The sequence below is a fragment of the Vibrio sinus genome (assembly GCF_023634645.1).
Lineage (GTDB): Bacteria > Pseudomonadota > Gammaproteobacteria > Enterobacterales > Vibrionaceae > Vibrio > Vibrio sinus.
The window spans coordinates 1-24,777 of the sequence record NZ_JAMKMR010000007.1 but is presented as its reverse complement, the minus strand read 5'-3'; the positions used below and the strand labels follow the sequence as shown (position 1 = coordinate 24,777).

The 24,777-nt window shown below is 42.4% G+C and carries 22 protein-coding genes; 8 read left to right on the top strand and 14 right to left on the bottom strand.

From position 1 onward, the window contains the following. Nucleotides 1–15: 15 nt before the first annotated feature. From M9194_RS09195 to M9194_RS09160, 8 genes are all read right to left on the bottom strand, one after another. Nucleotides 16–2,181 carry a c-type cytochrome gene (locus tag M9194_RS09195; RefSeq protein WP_250612509.1) on the bottom strand — a complete coding sequence of 722 codons (2,166 nt, stop codon included), beginning with the start codon at nucleotides 2,179–2,181 and terminating at the stop codon, nucleotides 16–18. Then, on the bottom strand, nucleotides 2,181–2,792 hold the full coding sequence (locus tag M9194_RS09190) for a cbb3-type cytochrome c oxidase subunit II (protein WP_250612339.1): 612 nt from the start codon (nucleotides 2,790–2,792) through the stop codon (nucleotides 2,181–2,183). Before M9194_RS09190 ends, M9194_RS09195 begins: the two co-directional genes overlap by 1 nt. A 2-nt stretch (nucleotides 2,793–2,794) precedes the next feature. Continuing rightward, the gene (gene ccoN, locus M9194_RS09185; RefSeq protein WP_250612338.1) at nucleotides 2,795–4,204 is read right to left on the bottom strand and encodes a cytochrome-c oxidase, cbb3-type subunit I; all 1,410 of its coding nucleotides are present in this window, start codon (nucleotides 4,202–4,204) and stop codon (nucleotides 2,795–2,797) included. 14 nt (nucleotides 4,205–4,218) lie between these two features. After that, nucleotides 4,219–4,560: a c-type cytochrome gene (locus M9194_RS09180; protein WP_250612337.1), complete on the bottom strand. Its 342-nt coding sequence runs from the start codon at nucleotides 4,558–4,560 to the stop codon at nucleotides 4,219–4,221. 327 nt (nucleotides 4,561–4,887) lie between these two features. Continuing rightward, nucleotides 4,888–5,766: a DMT family transporter gene (locus tag M9194_RS09175; RefSeq protein WP_250612336.1), complete on the bottom strand. Its 879-nt coding sequence runs from the start codon at nucleotides 5,764–5,766 to the stop codon at nucleotides 4,888–4,890. 17 nt (nucleotides 5,767–5,783) lie between these two features. Further along, nucleotides 5,784–6,677, bottom strand: coding sequence for a maleate cis-trans isomerase family protein (locus M9194_RS09170; protein ID WP_250612335.1), 894 nt, complete (start codon nucleotides 6,675–6,677; stop codon nucleotides 5,784–5,786). Nucleotides 6,678–6,726: 49 nt separating this feature from the next. Continuing rightward, a complete protein-coding gene (locus M9194_RS09165; protein WP_250612334.1) occupies nucleotides 6,727–6,951 on the bottom strand; it encodes a tautomerase family protein in 225 nt (74 codons plus the stop codon). 12 nt (nucleotides 6,952–6,963) lie between these two features. Beyond that, nucleotides 6,964–10,752: an amino acid adenylation domain-containing protein gene (locus M9194_RS09160; RefSeq protein WP_250612333.1), complete on the bottom strand. Its 3,789-nt coding sequence runs from the start codon at nucleotides 10,750–10,752 to the stop codon at nucleotides 6,964–6,966. A gap of 380 nt (nucleotides 10,753–11,132) precedes the next feature. On the opposite strand from M9194_RS09160, the gene M9194_RS09155 reads away from it, so the two are divergent. After that, complete coding sequence (locus tag M9194_RS09155; RefSeq protein WP_250612332.1) at nucleotides 11,133–11,462, top strand: putative quinol monooxygenase; 330 nt, start codon at nucleotides 11,133–11,135, stop codon at nucleotides 11,460–11,462. Nucleotides 11,463–11,478: 16 nt separating this feature from the next. On the opposite strand, the gene M9194_RS09150 is transcribed toward M9194_RS09155, so the two are convergent. Continuing rightward, entirely contained in the window at nucleotides 11,479–12,132 is a 654-nt protein-coding gene (locus tag M9194_RS09150; protein WP_250612331.1) for a PAS domain-containing protein, read from the bottom strand. 342 nt (nucleotides 12,133–12,474) lie between these two features. Here M9194_RS09150 and M9194_RS09145 point away from each other — a divergent pair, with 342 nt between their 5' ends. Continuing rightward, nucleotides 12,475–13,095 carry a hypothetical protein gene (locus M9194_RS09145; protein ID WP_250612330.1) on the top strand — a complete coding sequence of 207 codons (621 nt, stop codon included), beginning with the start codon at nucleotides 12,475–12,477 and terminating at the stop codon, nucleotides 13,093–13,095. A gap of 57 nt (nucleotides 13,096–13,152) precedes the next feature. Here M9194_RS09145 and M9194_RS09140 read toward each other — a convergent pair whose 3' ends face one another. Continuing rightward, nucleotides 13,153–13,851, bottom strand: coding sequence for an SDR family NAD(P)-dependent oxidoreductase (locus tag M9194_RS09140; protein ID WP_250612329.1), 699 nt, complete (start codon nucleotides 13,849–13,851; stop codon nucleotides 13,153–13,155). 8 nt (nucleotides 13,852–13,859) lie between these two features. Further along, nucleotides 13,860–14,477, bottom strand: a complete 618-nt coding sequence (locus M9194_RS09135; protein ID WP_250612328.1) for a GNAT family N-acetyltransferase — start codon at nucleotides 14,475–14,477, stop codon at nucleotides 13,860–13,862. A gap of 286 nt (nucleotides 14,478–14,763) precedes the next feature. Here M9194_RS09135 and M9194_RS09130 point away from each other — a divergent pair, with 286 nt between their 5' ends. Both M9194_RS09130 and M9194_RS09125 read left to right on the top strand, forming a co-directional pair. Beyond that, nucleotides 14,764–15,426 carry a hypothetical protein gene (locus M9194_RS09130; protein ID WP_250612327.1) on the top strand — a complete coding sequence of 221 codons (663 nt, stop codon included), beginning with the start codon at nucleotides 14,764–14,766 and terminating at the stop codon, nucleotides 15,424–15,426. A gap of 262 nt (nucleotides 15,427–15,688) precedes the next feature. After that, nucleotides 15,689–17,311: a cellulase family glycosylhydrolase gene (locus M9194_RS09125; RefSeq protein ID WP_250612326.1), complete on the top strand. Its 1,623-nt coding sequence runs from the start codon at nucleotides 15,689–15,691 to the stop codon at nucleotides 17,309–17,311. A 73-nt stretch (nucleotides 17,312–17,384) separates the two neighbouring features. Here M9194_RS09125 and M9194_RS09120 read toward each other — a convergent pair whose 3' ends face one another. After that, entirely contained in the window at nucleotides 17,385–18,929 is a 1,545-nt protein-coding gene (locus M9194_RS09120; protein WP_250612325.1) for a glutamate synthase-related protein, read from the bottom strand. 204 nt (nucleotides 18,930–19,133) lie between these two features. Further along, a complete protein-coding gene (locus M9194_RS09115) occupies nucleotides 19,134–20,651 on the bottom strand; it encodes a hypothetical protein (protein WP_250612324.1) in 1,518 nt (505 codons plus the stop codon). Nucleotides 20,652–21,086: 435 nt separating this feature from the next. Between M9194_RS09115 and M9194_RS09110 the strand changes: the two genes are divergently transcribed. Together M9194_RS09110 and M9194_RS09105 are read left to right on the top strand one after the other, a co-directional pair. Beyond that, nucleotides 21,087–21,236: a hypothetical protein gene (locus M9194_RS09110; RefSeq protein WP_250612323.1), complete on the top strand. Its 150-nt coding sequence runs from the start codon at nucleotides 21,087–21,089 to the stop codon at nucleotides 21,234–21,236. Nucleotides 21,237–21,458: 222 nt separating this feature from the next. Next, entirely contained in the window at nucleotides 21,459–22,241 is a 783-nt protein-coding gene (locus M9194_RS09105; RefSeq protein WP_250612322.1) for a M15 family metallopeptidase, read from the top strand. 89 nt (nucleotides 22,242–22,330) lie between these two features. Here M9194_RS09105 and M9194_RS09100 read toward each other — a convergent pair whose 3' ends face one another. Continuing rightward, nucleotides 22,331–22,663 carry an LptA/OstA family protein gene (locus M9194_RS09100; RefSeq protein ID WP_250612321.1) on the bottom strand — a complete coding sequence of 111 codons (333 nt, stop codon included), beginning with the start codon at nucleotides 22,661–22,663 and terminating at the stop codon, nucleotides 22,331–22,333. A gap of 244 nt (nucleotides 22,664–22,907) precedes the next feature. Here M9194_RS09100 and M9194_RS09095 point away from each other — a divergent pair, with 244 nt between their 5' ends. Continuing rightward, nucleotides 22,908–24,032 carry a M14 family metallopeptidase gene (locus M9194_RS09095; RefSeq protein WP_250612320.1) on the top strand — a complete coding sequence of 375 codons (1,125 nt, stop codon included), beginning with the start codon at nucleotides 22,908–22,910 and terminating at the stop codon, nucleotides 24,030–24,032. 219 nt (nucleotides 24,033–24,251) lie between these two features. Next, nucleotides 24,252–24,671 carry a VOC family protein gene (locus M9194_RS09090; RefSeq protein ID WP_250612319.1) on the top strand — a complete coding sequence of 140 codons (420 nt, stop codon included), beginning with the start codon at nucleotides 24,252–24,254 and terminating at the stop codon, nucleotides 24,669–24,671. Nucleotides 24,672–24,777 lie beyond the last annotated feature (106 nt).

The window sequence follows — 24,777 nt, the reverse complement described above, 5'->3', positions numbered from 1 at the left end:
AGTGCTCGGATCGTTTTACTCAATATCAATATTTTTGTCTCTATGGATAAACATATCTGGAGTCGTATGCAAGCCTCCAGTAAATCCTGCTTTCTCAAGCTGTAGCCTTACTTTCTTGACGTCTGCACGTGTGACAGGTTCATGTCTATCTCCCAAGTATTTACGAACAAAAGAGATAAGTTGCGCGAGCTTTTCGTCTGAGAATATTTCAGAAAAACTAACCATTGACATGAAGTTGCGTCTTTCATCGATATAGCTGGGTGATAAGCCTCGAATGGTAACGGCTATGGTGTTGTAAGGATCGCTATGCATAATAATACCGTTATGAAGTAAAGTGGGAGCAATGGAATTACGACCTTTCCCATCTTGACCGTGGCAAGCACCGCAGGTTTCGCTAAACAACTTATAATCAGCTGTTTGATAGGCGCTGTCAGTAAAGCCGGATGGAGATAACTTCACAGCGTTAGCGTTAATCAAGTTCCCCTTGTCACCTTTTAGGAGGTAGTATGCAATACTTTCTATATCATCTAGGGTCATATATTGTAGGCTATTTTTTACCACATCAGCCATACCAGCAAAGGCTGTACCTTTGCCTGAATTTCCAGTTTTCAAAAAATCGGTTAAGGATTTTAGATCCCATCCATCAATATAAAGCTCGTTCGCATCAATTGCGGGCGCATTCCAACCATCAATCAGATTACCATGAAACAAACGATCGCTTTCTAAAGCTTGGGCAAAGTTTCTCGGCGTATGACATTCACTGCAGTGGCCCAGGCCCATCGCTAAATACTTACCTCTTTGCCATTTTTCAACGTCGTCAACCTGCTTAGCTAATTCATTGGGTACTTGGTAATCTAGAGGTGCTGTATCCATAAAGACCAAGTTCCACCCCAACAATCCTAATCGGACATTGGAAGGGAACATCATGTCGTTTTTATCATCTCGACGAGGAACAGCAACAATGGTCTGCAAATAATCCCACAGTGCTCGAATGTCTTTGTCGTTTATATATTGATAAGAGGTGTAAGGCATCGCGGGATATAGATAACCGTGTTTGCCTTTACCGTCAACCAAAGCGGCTCGAAATTCGTCATAGTTATACGAGCCAATTCCTTCATCGATATGCGGCGTAATATTGGTAGAGTAAAGGGTGCCAAAAGGAGTGACAAATGGTAAACCTCCTGCGAATGGCTCTCCACCAATCGCGCTATGGCATGCGACGCAGTCTCCTGCTCTTGCGAGGTATTTTCCTCTTTGTACTGAGCTTGAGTTCAATTTGGCGAGTTTTGCGTCGTTATCAAGTCTCGCACGCGTTATAAAAGCGCCAATGGCGAGTACTTCATCTTCGGAAAGCTTCCCCTGAAATGATGGCATGATGCTGATCCATCCATTGGTAATAGAGTACTGAATGTCTTCGACACTTCCTCCATGCAACCATACGGAGTCAAAAAGATTAGGGGCATTGATATCTTCATTATTCTTATTCTCTGGTTTTCCATCCCAGTGACATTTGATGCAGTTTTCTTCAAAAATCGATTGTCCAATTTGAATTTTTACCGCAGGTGCATCAATGTCTCGATTACCTTTCGCCAGTATAAAATAGGCAAGCTCTTCGATTTGCTCAGGGGTAAATACCGCTTTCCAGCTGGGCATTACACCCTCCCTACCGTTATTAATTGTGTCTAGGATATCCTCATCACTTCCGCCCCATAACCAGTCATGATCAATGAGGTTTGGAAAATTTTCTTGCCCTTGTGCATTGCTTCTATGGCAAGCGGCACAATGGGTTTGAAACAATATCTGGCCAGAGGTAACAATGAGATCGTCTGATGCGAGATTCACCAAAGAACGATCGCTTATCACTGACATTTGGGCTTGGAGCGTTGTTGTCGGATCGCTTAGTTTGTCGTTGCTTTGTTTCCAATCAAGTAATCCGGGCCAGCCTGCAAGGCCTGGGTATAGAACCAAATAGCCAGCAGATAAAATAAAGCTGATTAAATAGGAAATAAACAAAAGTTTTGGTACGGGAGCATCGCGCTCTTCGATACCATCAAACGTATCGATCACCGTATTTTCATTTGCGCGATGGTTAGAGCGCCAGTATTTAATTACCACCCCTATCATCAAAAAGAAAAATAGAATGGTGAGCCCTAATGCCCAAAGGTGCCATAAAACGTTCATCACTGCCCCTCCACAAATGTGTCCACACCTAAACTTTGGAGGTAGCGAATGAGAGCTTCGCCCTTGGTTTTTCCTCGTACTTGTAATCTGGCTTCAGAAATTTCCTCATCGGTATAAGGTACACCAAGAAAACGCAGCACCCGCATTTTTTCCCCGATTTCTTCTCCAGTGAGTGTCTTTTCAAATAACCAAGGATATGACGGCATAATGGAGCTTGGCACAACATCGCGTGGGTTGATCAAATGATAAACGTGCCATTGATCAGAGTATTTTAAACCTAGGTTAGTCAGATCTGGTCCAGTTCGCTTCGAGCCCCACAAATTGGGGAACTCATAGATATCATCTGATTCTTGGTTTGGTCTGCCGCTTCGCTTTATTTCTGGTTCCAAAGGCCTGACCATTTGAGTATGGCAGACATGACAGCCCTCACTGATGTATACATCTCGGCCAGCAAGTTGGATCGCAGTTAAACGCTTAGCTTTACTGTCGTGTTTAAGTTCGATAGTACTAAAAATATTAGGGACCACCCAGACAAGTAACGAGAAAGAGGCAACGAAAATAGTCGAAAGAATCAAAACGACGACAGATTGTGTGATGTCTTTACTCAACATAACTATGCCTCCCTAGCTATGAGTTGAGAGGGAGATCTCACAGTTTTATAGAGATTGGTCGCCATGAGTAGCATACCTAGCACAAATAAGGAACCGCCGACAAAGCGCAGAAAGAGCCAGGGGGCTTTAAACTCCAGTGCTTCAATAAAGCTGTATTTCAACTCGCCGTTTTCGTGCTGAGCAAGCCACATATAACCTTCGCCAATTCCTGCTACCCATAACGAGATGGCATAGATCGCAACCCCAAGGTGCGCCAACCAGAAATGCCACTTAAGTAACCGAGGTGACCAAAGTGTATCTTTTCCCCATAACTTTGGAATAAAGTAATAAAAAGTCGCAATGCCCGACATGGCTACCCAGCCTAGAGCACCTGAATGTACGTGGCCAATCACCCATTCAGTATCATGGGCCAACATGTTAAACCAACGTATCGCAAGTAATGGTCCCTCAAATGTGGCTAAGCAGTAGTACAAAATGGCGGAGAAGAAAAACAATAATACATAGTCGGTTTTCAACTTGGCCTTGTTTTGCAACATGGTCATAGAGATGTTGTAGGCTCCTAACCACGACGGTATCCAGAGAATGAGTGACATGATCATGCCAATATTCTGCACCCATACTGGTACGGAAGAGTAAAGTAAATGGTGAGTTCCAGCCCAAGTATAAAAGCCAACCAAACCCCAGAAATTAATAATGGATAATCGATAGGAGTAGATAGGTCTCCCAGTGGCTTTGGGCACAAAATAGTAGTTCATCCCGATAATGCCAGCGGTTAACAGAAAACCTACCGCATTATGCCCCCACCACCATTGTACGATGGCGTCTCTTGCTCCGGAGTAAACCGAATAAGACTTGGTTAAGGTAACTGGTACTTCCAAGTTATTAACTATAAAAATCATTGCGATAACAATGATGAACGCTGCAAAAAACCAATTGGCAACAAAGATATGCGGAACGTTTCTTTTTGCTACCGTTCCAAAAAATAAAACCGCATACAGTACCCAGACGAGAACGATAAGTATGTCAATTGGCCATTCTAATTCGGCGTATTCTTTTGACGTGGTATAGCCTAGCGGCAAAGAAATTAAAGCAAGGAGTAGGACGAGTTGCCACCCCCAAAACACCATCCAAGACAAGCTTTTATTGTATAGTTCGCATTGTCCACTGCGCTGGACGATATATAATGACGTCCCCATCAATATGTTGACGACAAAGCCGAAGATAACACCCGAGGTATGCAATGGACGTAGTTTACCGAAGTTGAAATATTCAGAGTTAAAGTTAAGAGCAGGCCAATAAAGTTGACCAGCTAGTATGACACCAATTGTCATACCGATGATCGCCCATAGTACAGAAGCGACAATAAAGTACTGAACGACTTTGATGCTATATTGTACATTTGAGTTCACCATGTTGGATGCCCTTATTATTGTTCATCTTTACCTAAGTGGGAGTAGTAGTAGGAGATGTCTTTAATATCTTGCTCTGAAAGGTTTGCGGCTTCTTGCTGCATTAATATCGCTAGGCCACTCGTTCTTTCCCTAGACTTGTAATCTTTTAACGCTGAGATAAGGTATCCGTATTTTTGGCCACGCAAGTTTGGGTAGGGATCGAGAGTTGAGATCCCGTCTTCACCGTGACAGGTCATACAGACTTTGGCTTTTTGTTTACCAATCTCAAACCTATCCAAAGCCTTGGCGAAAATTGGCGGAGCAAGGAGAAAAGAGAAAGTAACACCAAATATTATCGTGTTGTGTATCGTATTCATCTGAGATGTCCAATCATTATCCTATTCTATACCCTAGTAGAAAAAAATATTAATTGTGAATTAAATTGCAATTCAATTTACACAGAAATCATTTTATTGAAGTACTGTAAACGTGCTATACAAAAGGGATGGGGCACATTAGTGTCAATAAGTTAATGGCCCACTTTAATTAGCTTGGACAGTGCAATAGAGAAATTGAGGCTATCTTTTTAGGGGTTTCAATCTTTTTAACGCTTACCTAAGTTTTCTGTTTGGTTTTGGATTTGAGGTAGAGAAACAGTACCTTGTTAGTTTTTCTGCAGGGACAAAGTACTTTTTCTTCAATCTTCACCCCGCCGCTTTCTCGCCTTTCCCTTGATTAAACGCCACGGCAATTAAGATCAACACCAGTGCAATCCATGTATTTAGGCCGACATGCTCGTGAGCAAACATCACGCCGATCAAAACACCGAATGTTGGCACAAGGTAGTTGGTGAGAGAGGTGAACACTGGGCCCGCTTCGGAGATAAGGATCATATAGAGAAAATAGACCACTCCGGCACACATTACGCCTAGGTAAGCGATAGACAGCATCGAATCTAAGGTCACCTGGTGGGGGATTTGGCTGCCAGTAAATAGGGATATCACTAAAATTTGCAGGCTGGCAGAGCCCAATACATTTCTAGCCACAATCAGCGGGTGTTCGTCTCCACATTTAGACAGCAGTAGAAGCGCTACGCCAAACGACGCGGAGGCCGCAAGGATGGCGATGGGCCCCCAAAAGCTTAATGAGCTATCGCCCTCTATAATGCCCGGCGCAAATAGAGACAGTAGGCCGAAGAAACCGACAACGACGCTAAGAATATTGGCACGCGAAATTTTGCTCCCTGCACTAAGTAGTGGTGTAAATAAGATGACAAAAAATGGAATGGTACCAATCAGCACTGAGGCAATGGACGAGGAGACATACTGTTGTCCCCATGGCACGAGCGTAAATGGAATTGATGCTTCTAGCAGCCCTATCAGCATGTATATAAGCCAAGAGGTGCCCCCTTTGGATTGTACGTTTAGCATCTTACAAATAACAAACAGCGTAATAAATCCCACGACTGCGCGGCCTACGCCGACCAGCTGTGGTGTTAAAGCCGTGAGTGCGATTTTTTGAAATATAAACTGAGAGCCCCAAATTAAACCAATGACTGCCAGCAGAAAATATTTGTTCTTCATTTTTTAAAACCTCCTAACTAGTGATCACGGAAAATTCGGCTGGCATTGATGAGCTTGTCCAAGATGCCATTACTTCGCAGTGCATGCCAAAGCACAACGGCGTTGATACTCAGTAAAGGGACGCCGATGCTGCTCTCAAATTGTTCAGCGAGGTTCACAAAGCTCATGTTTGTACCACATTGAACGATCGCGTCTAACTTATTGCCTTTTGCATCGAGTAAACCCAAGATGGCACTTTGCTTGAGTGAATCTGGGATATGGGCAATATGTTGAGTGTTACCACACGCTAAGCCGACATCGGCGACCACGTTGTAACCCAGATCCTGGAACATTTTCCTCGCAGAAGCGTTCCCTTGGGCTTCAAATGGCGTGATGATGCCAATATTTTTCGCTCGATATTGTTTGAGTGCTCGATCTATGGCTTGATGGCATGTTGACCAGCTCATATCGGTGGTGGCGATAGCGCTATCAATGGGTGTCGAGACTTGGTCAATGCCGTATAAAATATGTTCTAAGCTCATGCCCAATATCAGATGATCGGGCTCAGAAAGTTTGGCGATATTGATCGCGTCCTGTAACCCAGCTAAGAAGCTGGTTTTATAGCGCTCGATATCTTGTTCATTATTAATTTCAGGCTTTGGAGTCAGTACATTCGACGTGTGAAAGCCGATACCGCGCAGCGATTCAACGTTATGGTTATCGACGAGGATACTCCAAATTTCTTTTTCCATCGTCGTATTGGTGGCTGGAACAATGAGACCAAATTTCTTATTGGAATGCAGTGGGTCTGCATGATAGGAACTGCGGTCTATTTCTCCATATTTTTCAATGAATTTGCCGTTGAAATAAATGCCATCTTTGGTAAAAGCTGGCTTTATGGTGCTTCCTTTGCTCGAGGCTAATTGATTCATAATTCTCTCTTGGGATCGAGTAGCGTGGCCTTGGACCACGCTAGGTGAATTAGTAGTTGGGTTTCTTGACTAAGATGTCTGGTCTTTCTTCTATATCGGGCTGGTAAACGTCTTTATTCCATAGCTCTTGCTCCACATCCTCCATGGAGACTGAGACGACCTCGTCTGGGCAGTCAAAGCCTGATGAAATGACGTTCGCAATCTTATTGGCAATGCGCTCTTTATCTGCCCGCGAAATGTGTGAGGGGAAGTGTTTAATCAATACATGTGGCATGATGAGTGTCTCTTATGACGCTTGGTTAATGGTGTTGTGAACCGTGCTGGATTCACTGAGGATTTCTGATATCTCTTTAGAGCCACCAACAGAGAGCGATTGGTAATGATCATAGGTTAAGCTAAATACGCTTGGCGCTGTCAAATAGTAGCTATCGCTACCATCAACAAATGCGTAGTCATCACCAATGGACTTTAATATAGAAATCTCAGCCTTGATGGTTCGTTTCTCTAACTCTTTAAAGGTGTATTTGAAGTCATAGGTTTGCTCCACAATGGAAACGATACGCTCGATTGTGCCTGTGTCTATTTCCGGTAGGCGATGTTGAACAAAATCGATAAATGATGCTTTGCTGTTGACCTGTAATAAGCATTGCTCAAGATCGCTACCTGTAATTTTCCTAAAGAAAACCGAGTACAGTATCGTGACGTATTTATGATTGGTATAGCAGGCTATTTCCTCTACATGAGACGGAATATTGAGTTTTGGTGAACCCGGCGCGATGAGTGCAAGTTGTTTTACTACCTCTCCTTGTTTTTCCAGTTGGTAGGCGGTTTCAAAGGCAACTCTCGCGCCAAAAGAGTATCCCCAAAGGTAATATGGGCCTGTGGGCTGCACTTGTTTAATTGCTTTCATGTCTTCAGCGGCCATATCTTCGATGGTCGAGTAGGGCAGCTCATTTTCATTAATCCCATAAGCTTGAATGCCATAAAACTGGTCATCAACGCTGTCTGCTAGGTTCTTCAGCCCCATGGGGTAGCCCCCTAGACCTGGCCAGCAGAATATATTTTTATCGCTTTGTCGCTGATTTAACGGTAAAACCCTAAGCGTTGTTGTTTCACTGTTGTTTACAATATGCTGCTCAAGCTTTCTCACGCTGCATTGGTCAAACAGGACTTGGAGGGGCAGGGAAACATCCAAAGCCTCGTTTATCTCAGATATCAACATAACGCCACTGAGTGAGTCCCCACCAGAGGTAAAAAATTCATCGTCTATCGAGACGTTGCTGTATTCCAAAATGGACGACCAAATCTTTGCCAGTGTGGTTTGCAGATCGTTTTCTGGCTGAGCAACCACCACACGGTTACTCTTCTCCTCTTGAAGAGCGAGTTGTTTGAGCTGGTTGTTATCCACTTTGCCATTCGAGGTGAGTGGCATCGTGTGCAATACCGAAATCTGATTTGGAATCATATGGATAGGAAGCGTTCTTTTTAAGTCATCTCGGAGGATTTCAGTGGGTCCTCTTGAGTGAATGAGATCTTCCTTCATACCTTGTGAACGAATTTGCTCTTTGGTGATGGGGCCGCCTATGGCGAAATAGAATGCGCCGACCTTTTTGTTTTCGCCGCTGAGTATGTCTCTCATTCGGCTGCAAGAAGGGAGGTCATGACCTGTTTTAGAGCTGTAGCCCGATGACATCAAACCTATTCCTTGTTCATTTAGTTGAAGCCTTTGTAGCTCGCGGCCCAGCCATATATAGGCATCCCAACGGTTTTCATCGGGGACCACTAACGACACACCGAAGTGAGATTCGTTGTAGACACTTTGATTGATGGCTATCACGTCTTTCTTACGAATGTTTTTTTCGCAGACAAATCTTGTATCACCATTCACGCAGCGGTATGTCCCAGACGTTAGTTGGGCAATTTTTGAGTTGTTAGCTTGTATATACGTTTCTACGGGACAGCTGTGAGCGCTCTGTGGACCAGTAATGACATCAAAACTCGCCAGGTATACCGAGTCGCTGCTGGTGACTACTCCGCTGGCAAGATCATTGGATTGATACAACTCTGAAGCATGCATGCCGTAGTCACTTAAGACATCATCAAACATGCCTATGATATGACCAGCTTCCATTTCCAACACTTCAAGGACATTGTTTGTGTATACACAGGAAATGGCCGAATGAATGCCGACTAAGTGAACCTTTATTTGGTTACGTTTCGTTGTTGTATTAACCAAAGTGAATGTGTGGTCAGTTGGGTTGTAATAATAGACACCATTTGTAATGCCCGATATATCAGATAATTCAACGTAGATTTGTACGGCATAGAGCGCACCTGGGGAGGCGTAAGAATACTTAGGTAGCAATCTCTCTGTGCTATGGAACTGGCCAAACATCCGCATGATGGATCCTAGCTCTTCAATCGTGTTTTTGAATCCAGCGTCTTTGTTGGTCTGGTTGGATCGAGATATTAACGAGATTAAATCGTTAACATCCAATTTCTCTCCTTTGAAGCTCCGGTATGTTTTTCTCGCAAACGCTTTTTGTGACTGCGCTGTGGTCTCGGATTGACCGGGTAGTTTGACGCTTCGCTCATTTGATGAAAATGTTCTCACACCAGGATTAGACAGCTGGGCTTTGACTTGCTTTTTGCTGTTTTTGGAAACGTGATGGCTTTGAACTAGTCCTTGGTCCATTAGCGCAGCTTCTCTTGGGTTGAGTTCCACATACGCCGATATTTCTTTATTTTCCGTTCGAGAGTTTTCCGTAACAATAACGCCAGCATGCTTAACCCAGTCGTGGCTTTCTATCGCGACTTTCACCTCGTCCAACTCGATGCGATATCCTCTGACTTTCACTTGGTTGTCTTTTCTTGCTACAAAATGGAGGTTACCCATGTTGTCGCGGAAACCCAAATCACCGGTTTTATAAATTAACTGCTCAGCGTGATGGTTTAGGCCTTGAACCAGAATAAACTTATCGGCAGTTGCTCTTTCATTGTTATGGTAGCCCGGCGATAGCTGAACCCCGCTGATGCAGATCTCACCCACTTCATGGCTCTCGATCAATTCCCCTGAATCACGACAGATGAATATTTCGGTATTACTAACAGGAGTGCCAATCGGAATAACCTCTGGATAGTGCTCTAGATTATTTAGGTCAACGTCGAGATAAGAGGCGTTAATCGTGCATTCTGTTGGGCCATACAGGTTGATCAATCGCTTGTTGGTAAGGTGCTCTTTGAACTCTAACGCCAGTTTTTTGGTGAGTGCTTCTCCGCCACAATACACTTCCACTAAGCTATCGCATAAATAAAATTCACGATATGACAGCAGTGCTTTTAGCAAGGTTGGCACACATTGAAGGGATGTCACTTTATGCTGTTTGATCTCAGCAATGATTTTGCTTGGGTTCTTATACACGTCTGAGTCACCAAGCACCACGGTTGCACCGCAACAAATGGACAGTATTTCCCACTGGGCGGCATCAAAGCTCATCGGTGTTTTTTGCAAGATGGTTTTGCTTTCATTGAAGTTCAGCCCTTCCAATACCCACTGCATCTGATTGGTAATATTGCGGTTATTGATAGCGACACCTTTAGGCTTCCCTGTGCTTCCTGAGGTATAAATCATATAAGCTGGTGAGTTTTCGTACTCTTGATACTGAGCAAGATGTTCTAGGCAAAATTCGTTCGATGAACGACATGCAAGCTGTTCGAGTGCAATGATATGGGTATCGTCATCGATGAAGTTGCGAAGTTTAGCCACGTATTTTTGCTTGGTGAAAATGACCTTTATGCCAGAGTCTGAAATCATGTATTCGATGCGTTCGTCGGGGTATTCTGGAGATAAAGGCAGGTATCCCATATTAGACAATAGAGCGCCAAATACGCCGTAATACATGCTTTGATCTTGATCGGTATAGACGCCAATATATTGACCACTGTTTGGCTGTAATTGTTCGACTCGCTCCGAAACTAGCCATGCACCTAAAGCAATATCTTTGTAGGTGTACCCTAATTCACCTTTCTTTACCGCGATACGGCTTGGTTTGGCCATGGCACGGCCAATGAACATTGATAATATCCCTATGTTTTTTTGCATCTTCATGAATAATAAACTCAGTTAAGGTATGTCCTTACAACCAGCCATATCGCTTGGAAAAAACGGCCTGTTTGCTAAGGAAATTAAATGACAATAGGTGCAACACTGATGCCGGAGTGTGTGTTGCGTTTCGGGGGAGATTAAATACGAATACCTCTTATTTGTGACCTAGAAAAGTTCTAGGTTTTGATAATTTATATTCGTTTTCAATATGGTTTTGGAATAAATCTATATACAAGTTGCATATATCTATGTCACACTTTCTCACCTCGGTTGGACTACGGCTAGCAGCTGAGGTTTCGAATGCTTATTGTCCAGAAAAATCATATAACACAAACTGTTAGAGGCTAGGAATGTCAAAAAAGATCTATTGCACGGCGTCGTTTAAACCCAAGGCAGGGAAGGATAAAGAACTGTTTAAAGTATTACAGTCTCTAGAGCCAAACTCTCTTCGTGAAGAGGGCTGTATTCAGTATGTGGTCACCAGAAAAGTGGCTTCGCCTTTTGCCGAAGGCGTGAGCTTCCCTATTGTTTTTCATGAGGTGTGGGCTGATAAGGAAAGCTTTGAAACACATTGTCAGCGGCGTGAAATCAGTGACTTTTTTGAAATCCATTGTTTAGGCGAAGCGGGTTTGGTTGAAGACTATAATGTCTGCGTATATTCCGATGAGCCAGAAGAATAGGAACATCTTTGATTTTTTAGGGCTGTGTTTGGATAACAAAGGGTAGGTAGTGCTGCCAACCTTTGCTTAAGCCGTAGAATATGATGTCTTTAGATGAACTTAACGAAAGTTTCTTTTTGATATTTTCTTGGTGAAAATCAAAAGCTTTAACGGATATGTTAAGCGCTTCTGCGGCTTTTTTTCGAGTAAACCCTCGCATGAGAAGATACACTAATTTGGACTCCATGGTGGTTAAATGGGCATTGTTGTTGGGGAAGTCCATGACTTTTAATATGTTTGATTTTCCTCCTAGATGCTCGTGCATGATGACATCGTCTTTCACAAAGCTTGCTTTTGCCATTGTGCCAACTCGTTGGCCTGAATGGTTAAAAATTGGCTTTTTGGTGGTGTGCAAAATCACGTTGTCTGTACCTTGCAACGGCTCAATCACGGAATAATTCTCTCCTGCCATAATATCGCGTTCATGATCTATATAGATATCTGCATTATTGCTCCACAGCATATCGTGGTCAGATAAACCGATGAGGTCTTTCGGTACGACGCCTGACAAGCGCGAAAATGTTTCGTTGAATGCGACTATTTTATGCTCAGCATCTTTGACCAAGACAATGTCATTTGATTTAGCCAGAAATGGGTTTTCCAAATAAAATGACATCAGCTTAGTATCCATATCTCGTTCCCTGTCCACGTTATATCCTTGTATATCCTGCAATGTGCAATTATATACTTATGCTACTGATAGTTCTATTGGAAATTCACTTATAATCAATGGGTTATAATCTGTGCTGATTGGTCAATATTTGAAACTGTATTGAAGTAGTTCGAGACAGTGTGCTTACTGTTTCAATGATCATAAAACCTTCATCAAGATTTAATAGTACTGCATGTCGCAATCGTTTACTTTTGTAGCCATTAAGCGGTATCTATCAATCCATCAACAGTATTGAGTCATCGCTAGGGTCACAAGGAATCATCATTGATAGGGCCCTAACAAAAATATGGAGATTTGAGCATGTCAACAAGTGGAAGTTTAAGCCTGTCGCCAAAAGAGTTCGCACATAATTTCACCCATCCTGGGATTGAATTCAGTACACCGAATGAAATCAAGGTATACGCAGCCTCTAAATTTGAAACTATTTTAGGCGCTAAAACGGCTTTAATTGCAGGCAATTATTTCAGTACCAATATTGGTCCAACCAACAAAATCTATGCGGCAGAATATGGTCAGTGGTATCCAGGCTATAAAATTGATGTTGATGGTGTATCGAAAAAATGGTCGTTTCTTAACGCACATTATGCCGCGTATAAGCAAAACAGCTATTTGACCAAGATTGAGAGCTTGCAAAGCGAATATCAAGTCGCGATGCAGCATCTACAAGCTTGCCAAACTAAAGCCATGACGGCGACCACTCAATTTGATTACACTGATTTTCAAGCATCAAAACGGAAGCTCAAAGCTGCCAATGAAGACGTGGCGTTATTCAAACAATATGTTTCCATGATCAAGGCAGACGCGGTCGCGGAGCAAAAAAAGCTGGTGTCTAAAATCAATGAAGCACATGTAGATAGAGTAAGAGCGGCTGTTATTGAAGGAGATATTGAAATTCGTAATAAAAAACTGACCATGCTGTAAGGTGTGCTTTTTAAAATTGAAACCCAAACAATGCAAGTATGATTGTTTGGGTTTGGATTAAATATGAAACTGAGCGGAAAACCCACCGTCTAATTTAATATCTTGCCCAGTCATAAAATGGTTTTCCATAAGCATTTGAATCACTGAAAAGACATCCTCAACGTGGCCACAATCACCAGTAAGGTAGCTGTTGGAATAATCCGGCAGCTCACCTTGGTATTTATTGCGTATCATTGGCGTATCAATCGTCGCTGGAGAGATAGAATTAACTTGCAAATTGGGTGCGTGCTCAACGGCAATCACTTTGCTCAGGTTAAGAATGGCAGCTTTCGCTGCTCCATAGGCGGCCATGTTAGTACAGCCATAATGGCCAGTGATGCTGGCAATATTGATGATTTTGCGCTTCTTCGCGCGGTTAGCATTACTCACAGCTACTTCATTGTGGATAGCGTTAAAAAATGGGTGGAAATTGGCATTAAACGCCTCCATGTAGTCATTCAACTCAAAAGCATCGAATCGTTGTCGTGTGCTGCTTACCCCTGCACAGTTTATTGCAATATCAAAATCGCCTATTTCTCGAAAGATAAGTGCAGTATCGTTGGGGTCAAGTAGATCAACGCAGTAGTGTTTACATTGTAAATTGTCATTGTCTAATGATGTTTTATCGACACTAATGACTTCGTGGTTAAGTTCAACTAAACGCTGTAGGGTGTGCAGGCCGATTCCGCTAGCACTGCCGGTGACGATGATTTTCATTTGTTGTATTACTTCTCTTGTTCTGCTTGATATTCATGAGCCAACTTTCTATAAACAACCGTATCAACCAGTTGCCCATCTGCCATTCGTCGGTTCTGTTCAAGTGTCGCTTCATGTCGATAGCCATTTCTTTTTGCCACAGCGATGCTTTTTTGGTTTGTACTCGCTGCGGTAATAGCAATTCGTAAGGCATTTAACTGATTAAAGGCATAGCTTTCAACCAGTTTTACCGCTTCACTGATGTAACCTTTACCCACCTCGGCGGTTCTTAGCCAATAGCCAATCTCATAACAGGGTACGGATTTATCACGAATGATTAAGCCCGTCATCCCCAAGAATCGCCCGGTATGATTGTCAATAATTGGCATTCTGAGCTCGTGAGTCATATTGTCAAAATTGTCGATTGCTTCTAGCATAGTGTCGTTGACTCTTTCTAGAGTAAGTGTATGTTGCACCCAAGGTAAGTATTTCGACATTTCGTTTTGTGACTCAAGGATGGCTTGATGGACGTTTTGGCAAAGTCGCATTGAAGGTTTATACAAGGATATTCTTTCGCCGACAGCGATGTTGCTCAAATGTTCTTGCGACAGTGTGTTTTGTTCTTCATTCTTTATTTCGTACGACATGCTTTAAACCCCTCCTTGTTTTTAATGGTACTATTTCATATTAATAAAAATAATGCAAACCATTGTTATATAAGAAAATAAATCAGGTTTATATTTTTAAATGTTCTGACATTAATAGATATGAGAGAGTATTTTTTCTTTCTTAGACAAAATGTATTTGTTATGGTCGTGTGACTAATTAATTGATATTAGAATTAGATATAATAGAAATATTAAAAATACAATAAATTAATCAATATTAATAACACAACTATTCAGTATTTGGCATAAAAAGGTTAATAATAAAATGAAGATAGCCATACTTTCTCCAGAACAGTCACAATCTTCGGATAACCGCATTACTGTGGTAAATGGATTTCCAATGTATCAATCTACTGGAGAGAGCAGAAATACTCAAAGCTTCCCTGGTATATGGTTTCCGATGATTTGTGTTGCAGGGCGTGAACTTAATCCGACGATAGTCAAACCATTTGACGATCAAGATTTAAAGGAAAACCCCAACCTGTTAGAAGAGTATTTTACACGAGATGTCATAAAGGCTGCTAATAATAAGTACCTTTTACAGAAATTGGGATGTATGCAATGTATGGGGATATCTATTGCTATTGACAACCTATCAAGCTCTGGTGGGTTATGGGATGAAAAGCCCAAACTGAGAAAAATAAAGAAATACTTTATGTCAAGACATAGTGAATGGTTACCGGTTATTCCTCCTGTTGAGAGTTCGGTAGAGACGTTGACAAGCTGCACGAGTGCAAATGACTGGCTAATAGAGAATATGAGTCGATTTAATTATAGGGAGGGAAATGTTTACGCCTATAAACGACGATTTCAAGAATACAAAATAACAACTAGAAGAAGAGTGGGAACCAGTGAAACGAGTCCATTACTAGGAAGAAGAATCGATACAAGAATTAGCAGAAATAAATGCCATTGTGTGATTCTATAACAATATGCCTCCAGCTATGGGGGCATATATCCCCAAATTGTGTATAGCTCATCTTAATGTTCAATTTTTACACGAACCACCAAAGTTTTACAAATTTATAATATATAACCACTTGATAAATAACTATAATTATTAAAATATGACATGCTGCGCATATTGTCATAGCTTGGCTTGATGTTGAAATTTTATCCGAATTTCCATGGGATATTGGTTGGGAATAACAATGTTTGTTGTTACGTAATAAGACCATGGAGTGAAAGATATGAAGTTAAGAAATCTTATTTTAATATTTGTGTTTTTAGCGCCAACTTATGTATTTTCAGCAACGTGTCCCAGTACGACCTCTGATTTTGTAACGAGGACAGGCACAACACTCTGCTATCAAGGCAAGGTATTTAAATTTGCTTCTTTTAACATGCCTGGGCTGACAATGGTTGAAGATCCTATCCAACAATTTGATCCGGTTTCTCAACAATGGAACTCGAATAATCACGACCAATTCAGAGCGCCAACCAAAGAAGAGCTAGAAGACGCGATCAGTACTTTAGTGCAAATGGGAACCAGAGTAACGCGTATTTACCCACCAACCATTCGCAGTTCGGGCAATACCGACGATCAGAGTTACTTTACTTGGGATAGTGGGAATAGCCAGTTTGTTATCAACCCCACTTTGTTTAGAAAGTTAGATTATTTACTGCAACTTGCGAAACAAAATAATATAAAAATCATATTCCCATTCATTGATGCGAATGATTTTAGTCATGGCAACGGAGGGGGAAAATGGGGAGGAATTTCAGCCTTTTGCGCTAAGTTTGGTTTATCTTGTCCAGAACAAAGCCACCTTGCTTTTTATAAAGATCTGGAAAAGCAATTTATTAATCAAATAGTGCTACCCATAGTGACTCGTTACAAAGACAACCCGGCAATTTTAGCCTGGGAAACCGGTAATGAACTGGAAAAATGTTTTTGGTCTCAAAGTGGAAGTAATTGGCAATGCACAACTCCAGTTGATGACACAACGTTTAGCCAATGGACCAAAGCAGTCACCGCGGCAATCAAAAATGTCGACAAAAACCATCTCATTATGGATGGTGCGATGCAAACCTCTGAGAGGCATTATACGAGCGATGATGGTATTGATATCGTTTCGTTTCATGCTTATCCAGGGAGCAAATCAGAGCAAAGCCAAGTGGGCACTAGGTATGTGGATGAGCAGTCACAACCCGCGACTAAAGCCAATAAGGCATTTGTGATTGGAGAGATGGGGCTGTGCTATTTGGATTCGTGCATTCAGCCAACACTGGCGAGGATGCTGGATGGCAAAACCAATCTTAGTGGCGTCTTATTATGGAGCATGAGATTTCACCAAAAAGACATCAATAGCTCGCCAATTGCAGGTGGCTATTTTGATCATGTTGAGAGCTCTTCGTTTCTAACGCCGAGCAACACACACTATCGGGCCTATCATTGGCCGGGAAGCCACCTTGATGACAATTATCAAGAAATAGACGTTGTTGCTGCGGTGCAAAAGATCTCTGATCAGTTGCAAGGTATGCCATTAGCCGATACTTATCCAAGAATTTCTACTCCGCCATCTAAACCGCAAATCGTATCGGTAACAAGAACCGATACTGGTGCTGTAGAAGTGACGTTTTGGGGCGGCGCAGGGGCGCAATCTTACACAATTGTAAGAACGTCTGATTCAACGCCTTTGAGTACGGGATATAGTGAAATTAAAGTTCAGCAATCGGGCAGCACGTATACCTATGGCTATGAGCCATATCTAGATACTACGGCACCGCAAGGAACTTTAAGTTATACAGTGATTGCGGTGAATTCAGCTGGCAGTACAGCCTCTGATAGCCAGTCTTTTTATAATCAATAATTAGGCCAGTCATGCTGCTTAGCCTCCCATCAAATTAACTTAATGGGAGGCTTGTTAGGAGCTCAGGCTGGGGCTAGCTGGGATCAATCAATCCAGAATATTGAATACCAGACAACAGGGCCATTTCTCTGTGCCAAGTAGCTAAATCGTTTGGGTTAAAATCCTGCAATGTATGGTGACCACAGGCTCTAGCCATGACTTGCATCAGTTCAACGGAGGCTTGAAAAAAGTTTTTCAGTTGATTGGCCGACTTGTCGACATTGAGCCTCTGCCGCAGATCGGCTTTTTGAGTCGCGATGCCTGCAGGGCAGTTATTAGTGTTACACATTCTTGCAGCAACACAGCCAATGGATTGCATGGCACTGTTAGAAATAGCGACGCCATCGGCTCCCAATGCAAGGGCCTTAACAAAGTCCATCGGCACTCGTAGGCCGCCCGTAATAATAAGCGTAACTTTCCCATTGAGCCCTTTTTCATCCAGATAGCGTCTCGCTCTCGCTAGCGCAGGAATGGTGGGTACGCTGATGTGATCGCGAAAAATTTCAGGGGCAGCGCCAGTACCACCACCTCGTCCATCCAGAATAATGTAGTCAGCGCTGGCATCAAGAGCGAACTGTATGTCTTGTTCGATGTGATTGGCACTAAGCTTAAAGCCGACAGGTATGCCACCAGTGATGTTGCGAACATTGTCGGCAAATCGTTTGAAATCGTCCGCTGTTTTTAAATCGGCAAATGTTGGAGGAGACACTGCAGGCTCTCCTTCTGTTATGCCTCGAACCTGGGAAATCTTGCCGATATTTTTATTGCCAGGCAGATGGCCGCCAGTTCCTGTTTTTGCTCCCTGTCCTCCTTTAAAGTGGAACGCTTGCACTCTAGTGAGTAACGACTCATTGTAGCCGAACTTAGCACTGGCCAGTTCGTAAAAATAGCGTGAGTTTTCCGCTTGTTCTTCGGATAGCATACCTCCTTCTCCCGAACAGATGCCTGTTCCGGCCAGCTCTGCACCTCTGGCAAGAGCGGTTTTTGCTTCTTCAGAAAGTGCGCCAAAGCTCATGTCGGACACAAACAAGGGGATGTCGAGTGTTAAAGGCTTATCGGCTTTCGGGCCAATCACTAATTCTGTTTTAACAGGAACATCTTCCATTAAAGGCTTACGTGCCATTTGGGCAACCATCACTTGTATATCGTCCCAGTGAGGGAGCAAATGGCGTGGAACCCCCATCGATGTCATTGGACCATGATGGCCCAACTTGGATAATCCTTCTCTGGCGAGCTGATGAATAAATTCAACGGTTGGCTCTTCTTTTGTCGCTGATGCAATAGGGGAATTGCCCGCTTGAATTTGCACACCAGGACCTTCTTTGCCGACTTGATCACTAGAAAATTGCTTGTGTGATCCGTCGCAAAATGGCGTATTTGCTGTGTGCTTGCAGGCGCACAGGTAGGCATCGCCATCATCATCTGCGGTAAATGCTTTAGGCGCAAAATCGGTGCCAGCGTGTGAGCCATCGCAGAAGGGCTGGTTTTTCGAGCGCCCACAGGCGCAAAAGTAATAATCAGTGCCTTTCTTTAACTCGACTTTTTTAGGTTTATTGTCCGCAATAATTGGTTTGCTCATGGTAGTGCTTCCTTGTTTGGTATTATTCGTTGGCTGATACCGTTTTAGGTAGCGAATCATTGTTATATTGCCATCGAAATACGTTTTTATTAGCTGATCCTGTGTATTTAAAAATGAATGAGAGTATCCCTTCTCATTTAATCTAGCACAGCATGATTACAGCTGTTTTTCTATGAGGTTGAGCACCGAAAAATGCGTGAGTATTTATTTCCTTTCATAAGGTGCTGGATTGGGTAGCCCACCTAAGCCACCTATGGCTACGTAGAGTCTATTGGCACCGTTTACACCAACATCTGCCGTGTCATCATCAATTGAAAAGCCGTAGCCAGTCATACCAAGCTCGATATGAGCAAACCATACGTAAGGATCTAAATTATACTTGGCAGAGTCTTTATCCGCTGGGCTGGGATACCAATCTTTCTCATTTGGATCTTTGGTGTAATCCGGCACGCCACGCAATAGAGATTTAACTTGCATAGTCAATAAGGTTCGACTTTCGGTTGTCGTTTTACCCTCAGGAAGATAAAAACCGACAATATTTTCGACAAGTTTACTAGGGCTCGCCTCTGGAAACGCCTGTCTGAAATTATCGACCACATTGTACACAACCTTCGAAAACTCCGCGGCTTTTTGTTGCTGATCATTGGGAATGTCTAGCTGAGTTAGTGCAACTTGGCTTTGCCCGGCTATAACGGGTGCAGCCTTATTGACCTTAGTTTGATAATAATTAACCCAAGAAAACCACAGTGATGTGAGTTTATTGGCTTGATCCATTGAACCATCGCCCATTATGAGCATTTTCTCTGAATCATAGGTGGAAGTGGGTCCATCCAATGCAAAAAGATTAAAAGCGCCAGGTATTTTGACATTACTGGTGATATCGGCAGGGATATAAAACCGAGGCCAGCCACTTCCGTGGAAATAGTCACCTAAGACATTGCCAGTGTTAAGAGCAAATTCGCTGATCGTATTTTGCATCTTGTCGACGCTTATACCTGTCCCAATATAGCCAACTTGAGTTTCTCCCGTTGGTGCTAGTGCCTCCATTGCAACCGGGAGGTACATATGATCAACATAAGATACATCATAGTTAATGAGGTTGTGGGTTTCCGAAGCTGGAACTCCTGGCCCGGCTAGAGATGGATCTCGATAGGTAAATTCGATCAGTTGACTGGGTGCATCTAAACCTATTGCCTGAGCGGTAGGAGCATGATAGAGCATAACCACTCCGTCGGTGCCGTGTAAAGATGTCCCTTCCGAGTCAGTGAAACCTGTCGAAATAGCATATCGCGACGCGTTCACGTCATAAGTAAACGTATTGCTGTTGTGGAATGGAATAGGACTAGTATCAAACAATTGCATTCTGCCCGAATCCCAAAATGCTTGAGGAACTGGAATGGTCACAATAGATTTCGGCTTAAGTCCAAGAAAGTGTTTACCATTTTCATTGTAACCCACGTAGGCCCTATAAGCTTGGTTAGCAGGGTCATGCCGATCGTAAATGGGCATCGAATTAGCACCAATCAAAACAGGATAAATGGTTTTATCAGAATGGTTCATTAGTGTAATGGTTTTAGAGGTTGCATTTTTAAAATACATCACATCTTTAGCGGAAGTTGCATTATGATTAACTGGCATCTGAACCGCTAATTCGGCTGCATTAGCGTAAGCAGGTATTACTGTTAAAGCACCAATAAGCCCTAACCATTTTTTGACTGACATGAGTTCTCCTACATCATATTTTTATTAAATCACTATTATTAAATGTTTAAACCCGTAGTGATTAAGTCAATTTTATTTGATTATTTTGTTAATTTATGTAAACAGAAAATGACGATTCTTGTTAATAATTATTGTATGTTGAGCCGATTTTCGAAAGAAAAGACAAAGTAAAAGTGGGATTTTTATTTTCGGTGAGTATGGTCGAAAAATAACTGAGAGCGTTCTTTCATGTGCCCTCAAATACTATATGGAAATAAACCTTTCTATCTTTATGGTTTAATTTCCAAAGCGTCTGGGTATTAATTCTATAACAGTGTAATTTAATTGTTGACTCTCCCCTTAATGGAACCTTTAGTCTGAAATTATCCCTTGAGATAGAAACAAACCATTCTCAAGGGAGTCACTTGGGTATAGAGATTAAATAGGAGAAAAGTGATGGGATGTTGTGGTTCAAGAAAAAAACGTGCATCGACGCCTGATCAAACCGCTGACCAATTGCAACAAGATAAATCGGGTAACCAATTTCATGCTGTGGCAGGTCAAAAACCTAAAGTAGGCTTCTGGCGTCGACTGTTCGGATATTAAATAAGGGGATATTGTCATGAGTTGTGTATACACAGCTAAGGCACTTCAAAATGGTATCCAGCCGAGCTAGCTGCCTCTTTACATAATCAAGCTGGATATCAAACATATTCGGCTTCTGCTGAATAAAATCAACCTTATATTTTGATATTTTTAATACTGAACCAACGACGATGCTTTGATATGCTGAAGGGTAATATGTCGTGGTAAAAGGAATTATTCAGTATGAAGATAGCAAGCGTTGCGTATTGTTTTCTCACCAGCTCCGTTTTGATGGGCTTATCGGTCAGTGCTTATTCTGAAACGCAAATTAGTACTCCTCCTGAAACATTTGTTGAAGTAAAAAAGATGATACCCGATATGCAGCTGGATATTAGGTATGATACGGCATATAACTTCGTTGGGCAGAAAATTAACGGCTACTTAAGCCCTGTATGTTTGTTAACGAAACAAGCGGCAGAAGCATTAAAAAATGTAGAGGCTCAGCTGGTTCCGATGGGATTAACCTTAAAAGCTTATGATTGTTATCGGCCTCAACGTGCGGTCAATAATTTTATCGAGTGGGCCAGTAATGTCGAAGATACCAAAATGAAGCAAGCGTTTTATCCCAATGTAGATAAAACCGCACTGTTCGCTGAAGGGTATATTGCAGAGCGTTCAGGACACAGCCGAGGCAGTACTATTGATCTCACTATCGTACCTCTCAACAGTCAAGTTCCTAATTTGTCGAAAGTCAGTCTTCAAGACTCATGCATTCTAGAGAAAAATAAACGTGCTCCCGATAACAGCTTAGACTTTGGCAGCGGTTACGATTGTTTTAGCCCAGTTTCACACCCGGATTATGCCAATATTAGCGCTCAGGCAAAAGCAAATCGGCTTTTGTTGCGAACCCTGATGATGGAAGCTGGATTTATGCCGTTAGACACTGAATGGTGGCATTTTACCTTAGCAGATGAGCCATACCCGAACACCTATTTTAATTTCCCCGTGGATCATATAAAGCATTAGGGAGTAAAGTTCAGAGTGACTCTTCGGTGTCAGTAGAGGGAAGCGAACGCCTCCCTCTTGAAGTCATTTGGTATGTAACGCGATAACGGTTAGCTTTTGGATTGAACTAACTTGTCGGTCGTTATGATAAAGGCACCATCTTTGCGCTTTTGCACTTTTATTTTATTGGCTTTCATTGTCATTTCATCAATCTTTATCACGACGTTGCCATCGTAGGTGGTATATCCATTTTTAGACTGCTGAATAGAATCTGAAGATATCATCACTTTTTCGTTAGGGCTCACGGTTACTCTAACATCTCCTTGGTATGACATAATATTGTCTATCTTGTCGGCATCAATTTTGAGTGCAAATACCGGCGATGCCAGGAAGACAGTGGCCATAGCGGTACATAATATGGGTAAGTTGAGCAGTTTTTTCATAATAACCTTCCGTTGTTCTTTCGATGATTAAATTTGGTTTCACTGGTGTGATGTATTCACATAGCGGCTAGATTACGAGCAATTATCGAATGAGTTAACAACTTTTATCTCAACACAGTGTTTTTTGATCAAATTGTGCGGCCAAAGCAGCAATATCAGGATTCTTTACATTGACAAGACTTTCCATCATTAGAAATAAAGTGTGCTAGTCTTAGCCCATCTCAATCAACGGATACCATCGGAAATGAAAATTTTTAGCAATTTTGAAAGTGGCAACATTCATGTAGTTTCAGCCATGTCACCGCAGGATATTCAATTGACCATTCCAGCGGACAATCAAACAGACATCTCGCAATGGTTTCACTTTCGCTTAGAAAGTAAAGCGCAGCAAGCTCACCGCTTTACTATCAATGAATTGGCGACTTCGGCATACCCAGAAGGTTGGACCGACTACGATGTGGTCGCATCTTATGATCGCGAAGAGTGGTTTCGTATTCCAGCAAAATTTGATGGCAATGCACTCACATTTGACATCATTCCTGAACAAGATTCTATGTACTTTGCCTATTTTGCTCCGTACTCCTACGATCGCCATCAAGATCTGCTACACAATGCTCAGATGCACCCGGCCTGTAAGCTGGAAACTTTAGGACATACGCTCGACAATAATGACATTAGCTTGTTAACGATTGGCGAGCCAAGCCCTGAAAAGAAAAATATTTGGGTCATTGGACGTCAGCACCCAGGTGAAACCATGGCGGAATGGTTTATTGAAGGGTTGTTGCAGCGCTTACTTGACGAAACAGATACCGTCGGTCGCTCACTACTTGATAGTGTAGTCATTCGAGTCGTGCCGAATATGAATCCCGATGGGAGTATTCGTGGTCACTTACGTACCAATGGGATTGGGGTTAACCTTAACCGCGAATGGCAAAATCCTTCTATGGAGCGCAGTCCTGAAGTGTATCTGGTAAGGGAGCGTATGCTGGAAACGGGCGTGGATATGTTCTTAGATATTCATGGTGACGAGGCGATTCCGTACAACTTTGTTGCCGGTGGCGAAGGTATTCCTTCATACGATGAACGTCTCGCACGTCTTGAGAATCACTTTAAACAAGCTTTGCTAACCATAACGCCAGAATTCCAAGATGAAATTGGCTATGAAAAAGATGAGCCAGGAAAAGCCAATTTAACGGTAGGGTCGAACTGGGTTGGCGAGCAGTTTAAGTGCTTGTCTTATACCGTGGAAATGCCGTTTAAAGATCACATTAGCCATGCTGATGAGCTGTATGGCTGGTCTCCCGAGCGTAGCGCTGCGTTTGGCCAAGATACGCTTGCAGCGGTGTGGGCTACGGTTGGTAAACTGTAAACCGTTTAGTGGCGCGAACAATGAAGGGCTATGATTGGCCCTTCTTCGAATTGAACAAAATTCAAACGCAAAAGATCAACACGCCCTAGCCCTACTATCACCTTAACTATAATGTCTTCAAACTTTTTTATTAAAAGATAAAAAAGTGCTTTACCTCAGCTTAACTTGAGGTATTAGCATTGCCCGTGTTGTATAAGACTATGGCTTAAGGAGAAAACGATGATTCAGCTCGAACATGTGAATTTGGTGGTAAAAGATATCCCAGAAATGTTGAAATTCTACCAAGCAGCATTTCCACATTGGTATATCCGTGATGAAGGCAAAGGAGAATGGTATGGTAAGCCTCGTAACTGGCTACATTTTGGTGACGAATACCAATACATTGCGTTGAGTGATCATGGGGAAGGAGAAAATCGCGACTTGTCAGGACATCAGGTTGGGTTGGCCCATTTTGCGTACGTTACTCACAACATTGAGTCCGTGATAGATAGGCTTACAAAAGCAGGATTCCAGATTGCAAAACCTGGCGCAAGCGAGCCTTATCGAAAAAATGTCTATTTCTTTGATCCAGCAGGCTTTGAAGTAGAGTTTGTTGAATACCTTAGTGATGACCCAAAGTTACGCAATGCATCAAGCTAGCATTGAAGCCTTACCTATCTCGCTGAAATTCGTACCTTGAAGTTACTTGGGTACAGAAGTTTAAAAAATTCATGGGTCTATAAAAAATTATAGACCCTAATGTTGT

Bases quoted from the DNA above. Each gene is read 5' to 3' on its own strand.
- M9194_RS09195 (WP_250612509.1), bottom strand. From the start codon at position 2,181: ATGAACGTTTTATGGCACCTTTGGGCATTAGGGCTCACCATTCTATTT.
- M9194_RS09190 (WP_250612339.1), bottom strand. From the start codon at position 2,792: ATGTTGAGTAAAGACATCACACAATCTGTCGTCGTTTTGATTCTTTCG.
- ccoN (WP_250612338.1), bottom strand. From the start codon at position 4,204: ATGGTGAACTCAAATGTACAATATAGCATCAAAGTCGTTCAGTACTTT.
- M9194_RS09180 (WP_250612337.1), bottom strand. From the start codon at position 4,560: ATGAATACGATACACAACACGATAATATTTGGTGTTACTTTCTCTTTT.
- M9194_RS09175 (WP_250612336.1), bottom strand. From the start codon at position 5,766: ATGAAGAACAAATATTTTCTGCTGGCAGTCATTGGTTTAATTTGGGGC.
- M9194_RS09170 (WP_250612335.1), bottom strand. From the start codon at position 6,677: ATGAATCAATTAGCCTCGAGCAAAGGAAGCACCATAAAGCCAGCTTTT.
- M9194_RS09165 (WP_250612334.1), bottom strand. From the start codon at position 6,951: ATGCCACATGTATTGATTAAACACTTCCCCTCACACATTTCGCGGGCA.
- M9194_RS09160 (WP_250612333.1), bottom strand. From the start codon at position 10,752: ATGTTCATTGGCCGTGCCATGGCCAAACCAAGCCGTATCGCGGTAAAG.
- M9194_RS09155 (WP_250612332.1), top strand. From the start codon at position 11,133: ATGTCAAAAAAGATCTATTGCACGGCGTCGTTTAAACCCAAGGCAGGG.
- M9194_RS09150 (WP_250612331.1), bottom strand. From the start codon at position 12,132: ATGGATACTAAGCTGATGTCATTTTATTTGGAAAACCCATTTCTGGCT.
- M9194_RS09145 (WP_250612330.1), top strand. From the start codon at position 12,475: ATGTCAACAAGTGGAAGTTTAAGCCTGTCGCCAAAAGAGTTCGCACAT.
- M9194_RS09140 (WP_250612329.1), bottom strand. From the start codon at position 13,851: ATGAAAATCATCGTCACCGGCAGTGCTAGCGGAATCGGCCTGCACACC.
- M9194_RS09135 (WP_250612328.1), bottom strand. From the start codon at position 14,477: ATGTCGTACGAAATAAAGAATGAAGAACAAAACACACTGTCGCAAGAA.
- M9194_RS09130 (WP_250612327.1), top strand. From the start codon at position 14,764: ATGAAGATAGCCATACTTTCTCCAGAACAGTCACAATCTTCGGATAAC.
- M9194_RS09125 (WP_250612326.1), top strand. From the start codon at position 15,689: ATGAAGTTAAGAAATCTTATTTTAATATTTGTGTTTTTAGCGCCAACT.
- M9194_RS09120 (WP_250612325.1), bottom strand. From the start codon at position 18,929: ATGAGCAAACCAATTATTGCGGACAATAAACCTAAAAAAGTCGAGTTA.
- M9194_RS09115 (WP_250612324.1), bottom strand. From the start codon at position 20,651: ATGTCAGTCAAAAAATGGTTAGGGCTTATTGGTGCTTTAACAGTAATA.
- M9194_RS09110 (WP_250612323.1), top strand. From the start codon at position 21,087: ATGGGATGTTGTGGTTCAAGAAAAAAACGTGCATCGACGCCTGATCAA.
- M9194_RS09105 (WP_250612322.1), top strand. From the start codon at position 21,459: ATGAAGATAGCAAGCGTTGCGTATTGTTTTCTCACCAGCTCCGTTTTG.
- M9194_RS09100 (WP_250612321.1), bottom strand. From the start codon at position 22,663: ATGAAAAAACTGCTCAACTTACCCATATTATGTACCGCTATGGCCACT.
- M9194_RS09095 (WP_250612320.1), top strand. From the start codon at position 22,908: ATGAAAATTTTTAGCAATTTTGAAAGTGGCAACATTCATGTAGTTTCA.
- M9194_RS09090 (WP_250612319.1), top strand. From the start codon at position 24,252: ATGATTCAGCTCGAACATGTGAATTTGGTGGTAAAAGATATCCCAGAA.